10 protein-coding genes are annotated in these 9,036 nt (G+C 70.6%); 5 read left to right on the plus strand and 5 right to left on the minus strand.

The window, feature by feature from the left end:
* A partial coding sequence (locus tag NX1_RS36740) for a DUF6597 domain-containing transcriptional factor (protein ID WP_373864944.1) occupies window positions 1-378 on the minus strand: 378 nt, incomplete at its 3' end.
* Between the two features lie 239 nt (window positions 379-617).
* Here NX1_RS36740 and NX1_RS34465 point away from each other — a divergent pair.
* Window positions 618-1,091, plus strand: a complete 474-nt coding sequence (locus NX1_RS34465; RefSeq protein WP_068069242.1) for a YiiD C-terminal domain-containing protein — start codon at window positions 618-620, stop codon at window positions 1,089-1,091.
* Between the two features lie 40 nt (window positions 1,092-1,131).
* Here NX1_RS34465 and NX1_RS34470 read toward each other — a convergent pair whose 3' ends face one another.
* Window positions 1,132-1,617 carry a hypothetical protein gene (locus tag NX1_RS34470; protein WP_157120389.1) on the minus strand — a complete coding sequence of 162 codons (486 nt, stop codon included), beginning with the start codon at window positions 1,615-1,617 and terminating at the stop codon, window positions 1,132-1,134.
* A 234-nt stretch (window positions 1,618-1,851) separates the two neighbouring features.
* Here NX1_RS34470 and NX1_RS34475 point away from each other — a divergent pair, with 234 nt between their 5' ends.
* Window positions 1,852-2,796 carry a threonine/serine dehydratase gene (locus NX1_RS34475; protein ID WP_068069261.1) on the plus strand — a complete coding sequence of 315 codons (945 nt, stop codon included), beginning with the start codon at window positions 1,852-1,854 and terminating at the stop codon, window positions 2,794-2,796.
* Between the two features lie 79 nt (window positions 2,797-2,875).
* A complete protein-coding gene (locus tag NX1_RS34480) occupies window positions 2,876-3,421 on the plus strand; it encodes a thioredoxin family protein (protein ID WP_068069248.1) in 546 nt (181 codons plus the stop codon).
* Window positions 3,422-3,439: 18 nt separating this feature from the next.
* Here the strand turns inward: NX1_RS34480 and NX1_RS34485 are convergent, their stop codons facing one another.
* Window positions 3,440-3,727: a hypothetical protein gene (locus tag NX1_RS34485; RefSeq protein WP_157120391.1), complete on the minus strand. Its 288-nt coding sequence runs from the start codon at window positions 3,725-3,727 to the stop codon at window positions 3,440-3,442.
* 164 nt (window positions 3,728-3,891) lie between these two features.
* Here NX1_RS34485 and NX1_RS34490 point away from each other — a divergent pair, with 164 nt between their 5' ends.
* Window positions 3,892-4,572, plus strand: a complete 681-nt coding sequence (locus tag NX1_RS34490; RefSeq protein WP_068069256.1) for an SGNH/GDSL hydrolase family protein — start codon at window positions 3,892-3,894, stop codon at window positions 4,570-4,572.
* A 175-nt stretch (window positions 4,573-4,747) separates the two neighbouring features.
* Window positions 4,748-6,208, plus strand: a complete 1,461-nt coding sequence (locus NX1_RS34495; RefSeq protein ID WP_084501988.1) for an amidase — start codon at window positions 4,748-4,750, stop codon at window positions 6,206-6,208.
* A 280-nt stretch (window positions 6,209-6,488) separates the two neighbouring features.
* Here the strand turns inward: NX1_RS34495 and NX1_RS34500 are convergent, their stop codons facing one another.
* Window positions 6,489-7,769 carry a glycosyltransferase 87 family protein gene (locus NX1_RS34500; RefSeq protein WP_068069259.1) on the minus strand — a complete coding sequence of 427 codons (1,281 nt, stop codon included), beginning with the start codon at window positions 7,767-7,769 and terminating at the stop codon, window positions 6,489-6,491.
* Window positions 7,770-7,852: 83 nt separating this feature from the next.
* A complete protein-coding gene (locus NX1_RS34505) occupies window positions 7,853-8,749 on the minus strand; it encodes an ADP-ribosylglycohydrolase family protein (RefSeq protein WP_245668901.1) in 897 nt (298 codons plus the stop codon).
* Between the last annotated feature and the right edge of the window lie 287 nt (window positions 8,750-9,036).

Genomic DNA, 9,036 nt, shown 5'->3' on the forward strand with positions numbered 1-9,036 from the left:
GATCGCCTCGAGCGCCGCGGCCGGGTCGGGCGCGTCCTCGACTCGGCCCGCCAGCTCGCGCACGGTCGCCGGAGGCCACAGGTCCGCCAATTCGATTCGGCGATCCCGCAATTCGTGTGCGGGAACACCGAGCAGCGCGGGGGCCGTGCCGGGAAAGAACCGCACGCCCGTGTATCTCGTCGCCGTCGGAGCGCCTGCGGTATGCGCGGTGGTGTCCGGGCCCGCGACGAGCAGCGTGCCATCCCGCCACAGCAGGTCCATGCAGCCGTCCGGGAGGACCGGCAGCGGTTCCTCGACGCGCGTCACGGTCCGCGTCCACACCACGGCGCCGCTCAATCGAGAAGGGCGCTCGCGATAGCCGATCAGGTCGTCACCCACGGTTCCGAGGCTACGCACGCGCACCGACAGCGACTCGCGCCGGAGCTCGCCGTCGACCAGCAGCGCCGCGAGCTCGTCGTCGCCGATTGCGCGGCGCAGCTTCGGTTTCCTAATCTGAGGGCACCCGCCCTCGCCGAGGACGGGACCGGTGAATCGAGGACGACGAGGTCCGCGGGCAGTGGGCGCGGGCCGCGCGGACGACGACGCGCCGGACCGCACGCGCGAAAGGATCGGTCCCCATGACCGACAACAGCACCGACGACGCCCCGCCGTTCGTCGACATCATCAACGGCGCCCTGGAGTTCACCATCCCCGCGGCCGCCAAGATGGGCGTCCAAGCGGTCGAGGTGCGCCGCGGATTCGCCGCGACCACGGTGCCGCTGGAGGGCAACGGCAATCACTTCGGGGTGATCTACGCCGGCGTGCAGTTCACCGTCGCCGAGGTGCTCGGCGGCGCCATCGCCGTCGCGACCTTCGACAACTCCGCCTACTACCCGCTGGTCAAGGGTTTCGAGATCAAGTTCGTCGGCATGGCGAAATCGCAGCTGCGCGCCGAGGCCACGCTGCCGGAGGAGGAGATCGCGCGGATCGAGGCCGAGGCGGCCGAGCGCGGCAAGTCGGACTTCACGCTGGAGGCGGTCGTCACCGACGCCGACGGCAACACCGTCGCGGTGACCAAGGGCCTCTACCAGCTGCGCGCGCACGGCAAGTAGCGCGAGCGCCGACCGTCGCGGCAAGCGCCGCGACGGTCGCTCAGCTCGGCTTCAGCCCGCGCGGGACGACGCGGATGTAGCGCAGATGCGGGTCGGCCACCACGTTGCCGACGTCCTGGCAGCCGACAGTGACCTCGGTGGCGGGCGGCGAGGAGAAGGCCCACAGGGTGATCCACTTCTTACCCGCGATGTGCTCTTGTTTCTTCGGCTCCGAAGAACGTAGATCCTCGTTCCTGCCGTTGTTGTCGGTTACCGTGCAGCGCACCGTGTTCACGGCGGCGCCCCATTCGGCGAGAACCGTGATTTCCATGATCGCGTCGGCCGGAATGGGCACTTTTCTCGTCTCGCCGAGCGGGATGCGGATGCCGCCTGCGGGATCGGCGTCTTTCGACGCGGTCGTCGTCGCACCCGCCGGATGCGCCGGAGCGGCGGGCGAGGTAGCGGCGGTATCGACCGACTTGTCGGCGGAACAGCCCGGCACCGCGACAGCCACGAGCGCGAGCGCCGCCATCCAACTCGATTTCACAGATCGACCTCTCTTCATCCCGTGCGCGAGGCAGCGGGCCGGATCAGCGAACGAAGAGAGCATGCCAGCATCTCCCCCGCCTTCCCGGTAATCCGCGCCGCATTTGCGCAATCGATTGGCAAATCGAATGTGGTAGGGCCGGAATTCGAGCTGGACGCCGCCGCGACCGCGGCTGGCTATGATCGCGTGCGGACGGCGAGCGCACCCGCGATCGATGGACCCGAGCGGAGCCCGATGGAACTGAGTTACGCGGATATCGAGGCCGCCGCCGAACGCATCGCGGGCCGCGTGCGACCCGTCACGATCGCCCCCGCCGACCAGCCGGACGACGGATCGCCTCAGCAATGGTTGGCGCTGGAGTTCCTCCAGCACACCGGGTCGTTCAAGGCGCGTGGCGCGCAGAATTTCCTCCGGGCGCACCGCGAGGCGGGCAGCATGCCCGAACGCGGGGTCACCATCGCCTCCGGCGGCAACGCGGGCATGGCCTGCGCCTGGGCGGCGCGCAGCCAGCAGGTGCCCGCCACGGTGTTCCTGCCCGCCACCGCGCCGCCGGTGAAGATCGACAAGCTGCGCGGCTACGGCGCGGACGTCCGGCTGGTCGGCGAGCAGTACGCCGACGCGCTCGCGGCCTGCCACGCCTTCGCCGAGCGCAGCGGCGCGCTCCTCTCGCACGCCTACGACAACCCGCTGATCGCCGCGGGCGCCGGCACCCTGCTGATCGAGATCCACCGGCAACTGCCGCGCCTGGACACGATCGTCGTCGCGGTGGGCGGCGGCGGTCTGTTCGCGGGAATCGCCACCGCCGCCGCCCATTACGGCGTCCGCGTGGTGGCTGCGGAACCGCGCGATTGCCGGGCGCTGCACGCCGCGCTCGCGGCGGGCGCACCCGTCGACGTGGCGGTCGACTCGGTGGCCGCCGACGCTCTCGGCGCGCGTCGCGTCACCGAGCTGGCCCTCGGCGCGGCGCGCGCGTCGGACTCGGTGCCGGTGCTGGTCTCGGACGAGGAGATCGTCGCGACCCGCCGCGCCCTGTGGGCGGAGCATCGGTTGGCGGTCGAACATGCCGCCGCCACCGCGATGGCCGCGCTGACCGGCGGCGGCTACCGCCCCGCACCCGGGGAACGGGTGTGCGTCGTACTGTGCGGCGCGAATACCGATCCGGGCGATCTCACGCGCTAGTCGCCCGCCGACGAACTCCATCCGACAGCGGGGACGCACAGCGCCCGTTACCCTCGAAGAGAACCGGACGGAGGCAGATATGGCTCTCGAATCCCTGATGGTCCCGCTTGGCACGCCCGCCCCTGAGTTCGCCCTGCCCGATCTGGACGGCCGGATCCACCGTCTGTCCGATTACGCGAACGGTCCTGGACTGTTGGTCGTCTTCGCCTGCAATCACTGTCCGTATGTGCGTCACATCGAGGACGAACTCGGCGCGGTGATCGCCGCTTCGGACGTGCCCGCGCTGGCGATCTGCACCAACGACGCGGACGCCTACCCCGACGACAAGCCGGAAGGGCTTCGCGCACAAGCGAAACGGGCGCGCTGGTCGTTCCCGTACCTCATCGACGAGTCGCAGTCGGTGGGGCGCGTGTTCGGCGCTGCGTGCACCCCGGACTTCTTCCTCTACGACGCCAATCTCGCGTTGGCGTATCGCGGCGCGTTCGACGAATCCACCCCCGGCAACGGCAAACCCGTCACCGGCAGCGAACTGCGCGCCGCGCTCGCCGCGGTGCTCGCGGGCCGAACCGTGCCGGAACCGCAGCGGCCGAGCATGGGCTGCTCCATCAAGTGGCGCTCGGTCTGAGTCGCGCCAGGCTCGGATTCAGCCGATGACCGCGTTCATGATGGTGCCCGCGCTGGTGGCGACGGCACCGCCGAGCATGGCTCCGGCCACCATCTTCGGCGACTGAAGGCCGCCGCCGGTCCACTTCTCCCACGCGAACCGGCCGCCCGCGTAGGTGATGGCGGCGATGCCGGAGAGCAGCACGAACCAGGTGAGGTAGCGAACCATCTGGAGGATCTTGTCCGAGATGGGCGGGGCCTCCGGGGTCGGATTGCCGACCTGGGCAACAACTGCGCCGTACATGTCATGTGCCGTAGCGAGAATCATGCTCACAGCCGTACCCCTCTTCGAATGTCAGCGACGGTTCGAGAACGCCGACCAGATCGTACCGCGTTCCAACCGGAAACATTGCGGGGCAGCGTATTTCATCCCCGAAACCGAGCCGCCCGAAATGCTTGATCAAACTATACGACCGGCCGTATGTTTAGTTGATGACGACCGCGCAGCACTTCAGCTCCGAAGAGACGGACCCGCACTGCCTGCCCGCGCTGGAGGCCGCGGCACTCCTGTTCGACGCGCCGTGGCGGCGCTTCGGCGTGGTCGGCGACAGCCTTTCGGCGGGCGCGGGCGATCCGCGCCCCGGATACGCCAGCCAGCCGTGGGCCGATCGCGTGGCCGATACCCTGCGGCGCGTCGTGCCCGATCTGGAGTACCGGAACGTCGCGGTCAACGGCACGACGACCGAACACGCACTGGCCCAACTGGATCGCCTCATCGACTTCGCCCCCGACCTGCTGCACCTGCCGAGCGGCGCCAACGACATCGTGGGCCGCGTCCCGGATTACGCGCGGATCGAAAAAGAACTGCGCGAGCTGTACCGCCGCGCCGCCGCGACGGGCGCCCAGCTGACGGCCTTCACGCTGGGCCGCGCGTACCGAATTCCCACGTTCGAGGACTGGACCGACCGGGTTCGCACGGTCAACGCGATCACCCGCGGGCTGGCCGCCGAGTACCGGGCGGTGCTCATCGACATGTGGGACCACCCGGTCAACGACCGCGCCGATCTGCTCAGCGCCGACCGAATCCACTTCGCCGCCAACGGCCAAGCGGTGCTCGCCGCCGAAGTGGTCAAGCAACTCGCCCATCGCCTCGGCAGGCGGGTCCCGTCGTGAGCACCGAACCAGCCACCCTTGACACGCCCCACCCTGCGGCATTGAATGCGGACAACTGAACGCGCGTCCACGTGGACGCGCCGACGAGAGGGAGGCCGGTGAGCGAACGCAGTGAGCGAATCATGTGCCAGCGCGCCTCGCGCATGCCAGAGCCGAGCGCCAGCGAGGCGCAGGCATGAGCGAACGCAGTGAGCGAACCATGAGCGAGCAACCCGGCAACCGACCGCGGTACACCGGTGTGCTCGGCCAGGCCGAAGCCGTCCGCACCGGCCAGATCTCGGCGGTCGAACTCACCGAACAGACCCTCGCGCGCATCGACCGCCTGCAACCGCGGCTCAACGCGTTCACCACGGTGCTCGCCGACGAGGCGCTGGCGCAGGCCCGCGCCCACGACGAGACGCGAGCGGCAGGGCGCCCGCTCGGTCCGCTGCACGGCGTGCCGATCGCCATCAAGGACGAAGTGGACGTGGCGGGCGCCCGCACCACCTACGGCGGCGCGGCGGTGACCACACCGGCCGCGACCGACTCGGAGATCGTGCGGCGGCTGCGCGCGGCGGGCGCGATCATCGTCGGCAAGACCGCGATGCCGGAATTCGGCACCTGGCCGTTCACCGAGTCCGCTGCGCACGGCTACACGCGCAATCCGTGGGACGTCACCCGCAGCACGGGCGGCTCCAGCGGCGGATCGGCGGCGGCGGTCGCGGCGGGCATCGTCGCGGCGGCCACCGGCGGCGACGGCGGCGGTTCGATCCGGATCCCGGCGGCCTGCTGCGGATTGTTCGGCCTGAAGCCGCAGCGGGGCCGGGTCAGCACCGTGCCCAACGGCGATCTGTGGCGGGCGCTCGGCACGCTCGGGGTGCTGACCCGTTCGGTCGCCGACAGCGCGCTGCTCTACGACGTCATCAGCGGCAGCTGTGCCGGAGACCGCTGGCACGCGCCCGCGCCGACGACCTCGTTCACGGCGCTCGAGCCGGTGCGGCCGCTGCGGATCGCGGTGTCGTCGCGCCCCGCCGTGCCACTGGCCCGGCTGACGCCCGAATGCGCCGCCGCACTGCGCTCGATGGCCGACACGCTGACCGAACTCGGCCACGAGGTCGAGGAATTCGAGCTCGCCCACCCCGAGGCCACCCCCGCGTTCTTCCCGCAGTTCCTCGGCGGGATCAGGGCGGAGGCCGAGCGCGTCGACCGTCCCGACCTGCTCGAGCAGCGCACCAGGACGCTTTCTGCCGCCGCGCGCCTGCTCGCGCCGGAACCGCTCCAGCGTTGGGCCGAGCGCCACGGCGAACGGATCGCCGCGCGGGTCAACCGCGTCTTCGAGCGCTACGACCTGGTGCTCACGCCGACCCTGCCGCACCTGCCGCCGCCGGTCGGCAGGCTCGACGGCACGGGCGCGGTGCACGCGATTTTGCGCAGCATGCCGATGACCGCCTACACCGCCCTGTGGAACGTGTGCGGCAATCCGGCCGCCGCGATCCCCGCGGGCTGGTCGGATTCCGGACTGCCGCTCAGCGTCCAGCTGATCGGACGGCCCGACGACGAACTCGGCATCCTGCGCGTCGCGGCCCAGCTCGAGAAGGCGAGGCCGTGGGCGCAGCACTGGCCGGAGGAGATCGACGCCGTCGCGGGAATCCGCTGATCGCGGCGTCACATCCGCTGCGACAGCTATCCCGTCGGCGGCGAACGGCGTTGTCCTGGATGCACGATTTGCCGGCCGCACTGGCCTGACCGGACGATTCTCAGTGGAATCACAGAGAACCGGGTGCTCGCGGCTCAGGAACGCACCGTTGAATCGAGCGCGGCTGCCCCGCCCGGCTCCTCTACACCGGGCGGTAGGCAGCGCCAAACTTCGTTCGCCCCACCACCGCACCGGCGACCGGCATCCGCGAGCAGTGGAAGATCGGACGACAGGCGATCGTTCACGAAACCGGCTGCGGCGCTTCCGCACGGATGGGCTCCGGCTCGGCGGCTGGCGAAGCGCGCCGAGACGTCACCAGGAACACCACCACCAGCAGCACGCTGAGCCAGACGTAGGTATTGCCGATCACGTGCTGCCACGGCGTCCACAGCGACTCGCGCTGTTCACCGTTGGGTAGCCAGTTCTGCGGCCCGTAGACGAAGACCGCACCGGTCGCGGCGGCCACCGCGTACCAGCCGAGCGCCCGCCGCAGCGGCAACCGGATGGCGTAGCCGACCATGGCGAACAGCGCCGGCGCGATCCAGATCCAGTGGTGCGACCATGAAATCGGCGAGACGAGCAGGGTGAAGACCGCGTTGATGGACAGCGCGAGCGCCGGTGCGTCGGCCGCCCGCCGCATCGCGAGCACGACAAGCACGAGCAACGCCGCGCCCGCCAGCAGCCAGATGATCGTGAACGCGGGTTCCGGCACGCGCAGCCGGGCGAGCACCGCCTGGATCGACTGGTTGGTGTGGAAGGCCGAACCGCTCAGACCGTCCACATTGCCGAGCCCGCCGAACCAGTACTTCACCGAGGTGCTCGGCAGCGCGACGAAGCTGATCGCGGTCGCGGCGGCGCCGGTGGCCGCGGCGGTGATCGCCGACTTGTAATCGCGGCGAACCAGGAAGAACAGGACGAACGCGGCGGGCGTCAGCTTGATCGCCGCGGCGATGCCGATCAGCATGCCGCGCCGCCACTTCGGCTTCTCGGTCAGGCAGTCGGCCGCGACCAGCGCCATCAGCAGCAGGTTGACCTGCCCGAAATCCAAGGTCGACTGGGTCGGTTCCAGCAGCATGGCGAGCGGCGCCGCGCACGCGGTGGCGAACAGCGCGGCCCGGCGGGCGTTCTCGCCCGGCCAGATTCGCCTCGCCACGAGATAGAGCGTCGACGTCAGCGCCGCCACCGAGGTGACGAAGAAGGAGAACGCCGCGATGTCCCATGGCAGCAGCGCGAACGGCGCGAGCACGAGGGCGGCGAACGGCGGATAAATGAAGGGAAGTCCGATGCCGATGGTGGTCTGCGGCAGTTGGCCGTACATGTCGCCGCCGTGGCGCAGCGTCTCGACGCCGAGCCGGTAGACCTGCAGGTCGATGAAACCGCCGGTGATCTCCTTGAACGGCCAGAGCGGCTCCGTCAAACAGAATGTCGTGAACGCGACGAGCAGCGCAGGCACAAGCCAGACCACACGCCCGAACCGGCGGGTCGACGACATCGGCACATCACAGGCGGCGGAACTACTCATCCGCGGCGACTATACCGACCTGTGCGCCGGTGTTCGACGGGTGGCGCGCGATCGGCGTCGCCCGGCGGATTGCCGGGCGGTAACTACCGGCCCTGACGCAGCACGCTCCCGCTCAGCGTGACGCCCGACCAGTCCGGCAGTTCTTCGCACCGCCGCAGCCATTCGTCCGGGATCGCGGTCCCGCGCGCGCCGAGAATGCCGCCGACGATTGCGCATGTCGTGTCCGCGTCGCCGCCTGCGCTCGCTGTCGCCCAGCACGCCGCGGCGAAGTCGTCGAACCGCGCGGCGATCCACAAGCAGAACGGCACGGTGTCGGGCGCGGAGACCTCATGCCCGTTGCCGAGCGCTCGGGCCGCGGCGCCGGGATCGGCGTCGAGCAGGCCACGGGCGGCGGTGATTCCGTCGCGCACCACGCCCGCGGGGGTGCGTGCGGCGATGGCGTCGAGCAGATCGGCGCCGCGCAGTGTCGTGAGCGCCGCGCCGAGCGCCACCGCGATCGCACCCGCGACACCCTCGGGATGGGCATGGGTGATCTCGGCGGACGCGGCGGATTCGGCGATCACCCGGTCCAGGTCCTCCGCGAAGTACGCGCCGAGCGGGGCGACACGCATGGCCGCGCCGTTGCCCCAGGAACCTTTGCCGCCGAACGACTCTCTCGCCAGCTCTCGCCAGTCCCCGCCCTCCTGCCGGATGAGTCTGAGCATGCGATTGGCGCTCGGGCCGTAGCCGCGGTCGAAGTCGTGATGCTCGGCGAAGGAGGCGGCGAGCACGTCCTGGTCGACGCGCCCGTCGCGGTGCAGGACGGCGACGACCGAGCAGGCCATCTCGGTGTCGTCGGTCCACCACCACGGGTCGGGCGGCAGTGCGCGCGCCCGCAGCGCGGGCAGGTTGTCGGGGACGAAGAAGCAGCCGCCGAACGCGTCGCCGACGGTGAGTCCCCGCAGCGACGCGACGGCGCGGGAACGGCGGTCGGCGATCACCCGCGCGATTCTGCCCAGCCACAGTGATATTCGCCAGGTACCGAGGTCGCGGCGACTTCCACCGGTTATCTACGCTCAGGGTCGCCGGGCTCGCAGCCACCCCGGGCACGGCCGCGGCCCGCCGCTTCCGCATTCGACCCGACCGCGCCGACAGTGAGGACCCATCATGCCGCAGCACCGGAATCGCTGACATGTGCGCGCCCCGAATCGTCCGGCTCGCCCACGAGAACGCCGCCCGCCCCAGCCGCCGCGCGCTCTTCGCCGCCGCGGGTCTCACCGCTCTCGCC

It is taken from the genome of Nocardia xishanensis NBRC 101358, from assembly GCF_001613365.1.
In the GTDB taxonomy this organism is placed as follows: Bacteria; Actinomycetota; Actinomycetes; order Mycobacteriales; family Mycobacteriaceae; genus Nocardia; species Nocardia xishanensis.

Coding starts and splice junctions, on each gene's coding strand:
- NX1_RS34495 (WP_084501988.1), top strand. CDS start 4,748: ATGAGCGAACGCAGTGAGCGAACCATGAGCGAGCAACCCGGCAACCGA.
- NX1_RS34500 (WP_068069259.1), bottom strand. CDS start 7,769: ATGAGTAGTTCCGCCGCCTGTGATGTGCCGATGTCGTCGACCCGCCGG.
- NX1_RS34490 (WP_068069256.1), top strand. CDS start 3,892: ATGACGACCGCGCAGCACTTCAGCTCCGAAGAGACGGACCCGCACTGC.
- NX1_RS34465 (WP_068069242.1), top strand. CDS start 618: ATGACCGACAACAGCACCGACGACGCCCCGCCGTTCGTCGACATCATC.
- NX1_RS34480 (WP_068069248.1), top strand. CDS start 2,876: ATGGCTCTCGAATCCCTGATGGTCCCGCTTGGCACGCCCGCCCCTGAG.
- NX1_RS34475 (WP_068069261.1), top strand. CDS start 1,852: ATGGAACTGAGTTACGCGGATATCGAGGCCGCCGCCGAACGCATCGCG.
- NX1_RS34485 (WP_157120391.1), bottom strand. CDS start 3,727: ATGATTCTCGCTACGGCACATGACATGTACGGCGCAGTTGTTGCCCAG.